Annotated in this window: 1 protein-coding gene; it reads right to left on the reverse strand. The window is 38.1% G+C overall.

The window, feature by feature from the left end; all coding sequences use genetic code 11:
• Positions 1-270: 270 nt before the first annotated feature.
• The gene (locus ACTXGU_RS22205) at positions 271-1437 is read right to left on the reverse strand and encodes an IS110 family transposase (protein ID WP_443483691.1); all 1167 of its coding nucleotides are present in this window, start codon (positions 1435-1437) and stop codon (positions 271-273) included.
• Positions 1438-1445 lie beyond the last annotated feature (8 nt).

Here is a 1445-nt window from a genome sequence, read left to right on the forward strand (position 1 = left end):
ATTTATTTGAATAGTATAGTAAGAACACGGCACGAAGGCAAAAATCTCTACTGCGGTTAGCATTCTGATATTCGTGGATTTTCACATTTTATCTTTCCGTATAAAGGACTTTCCACTAACTCGTTACGTGCGTTAACCTAATTAAGATATAGCACAGAGGAGGCACGTGGGTTTTCCTTTCCGGTATTACTCTTTGCCTTCGAGCCCTATTCTCATTTATCTATTTTTACATTCATTCCATTCCTTTAGTATCCATGTTTTTTTTAAAATTTAAGTTCTTAATGTACCTTCTACCTCTTGAGTAATAGCCCAAATAAACCCTGCCAACTCTCTTGCAATTGCGGTGATTGCTTTACTACTTTCTTTTCCTCTGGATAATAGTCGATAATATTTTTTATGAAGCCGATTTTGAGCTTTCCAGGATATCGCTTGAATGGTTGGAGATAGACCATCTTGTCGTCTCTTTAAATCTCCTTTTACTGCTGGTTGATAACGATAACTCCAGGCAGACTCAATTAACAGACGTCGAACATGGCGATTTCCTGTTTTAGTGATTGCCCCTTGTCTCCTTCTCTCGCCACTTGAGGATTCGCTTGGAATTAATCCTATATAAGCCATCAATTTTTTTGGAGTGGGAAAACGATTAAAAGAACCGATTTCCGCCACAAGACTGGTCGCTGTAATGAGCGCAACACCTCTTAATGCTTGTAAGGCTTGAATCGTTGGTGCATGAACACCTTCCGTTGCTTGTAATTTAATTTCCTCTTCGAGTCTTAAAATACGCTGTTCTACCTCTTTTAATTGATGATAATATTCCTGAAAAACCACTCGTAAAGCTGCACTTTCAAACTTTAGTATATCTAGCCAGTCACGATACTTTCTGGTCCATTTATTCACTCCAGCTGGTTGTTTGATATTATTACGTAGTAAAAACTTTGATAAGCGATGCTTCGCTCTTAACTCATCTTCTTTTGCATCTTCACGTGCTCGAACTAAATCTCGGAGAGCTTCATCTTCTGTAGTAGGAACATAGATAGAAGTTAATTCACCTGCTCGATATAACTGAGCGAGACGGATAGAATCCCTGCGATCCGTTTTAATACGCTCACCTGGTTTTTGCGGGATTAAAGATGGAGCTATTACCTCACAATGAACACCCAAGGTACTTAATAATCTATATAATGGATATCCAGTTGGACCTGCTTCATAACAAAATCGTAAAGTGTGAGGATCTCCAAGTTTTTTCACTAATTTTCTAACTGCTTCGGGTGTATGAGGAATCATTCCAAAGTATCTAGGCTCTCCTCGACCCTCTTCAGCAATAGCGACTGCAATTTTTTCTTTTGATACGTCTAAACCTACAAATTTTGTGGTATCCTTCATAATGACTAGCTCCTTTCGTAATGTAGCTATGATTTGGTTTTTTTGTTTTTTCACATTAAACA

Source organism: Niallia sp. 01092 (genome assembly GCF_052318935.1).
Classification (GTDB): domain Bacteria; phylum Bacillota; class Bacilli; order Bacillales; family Cytobacillaceae; genus Niallia.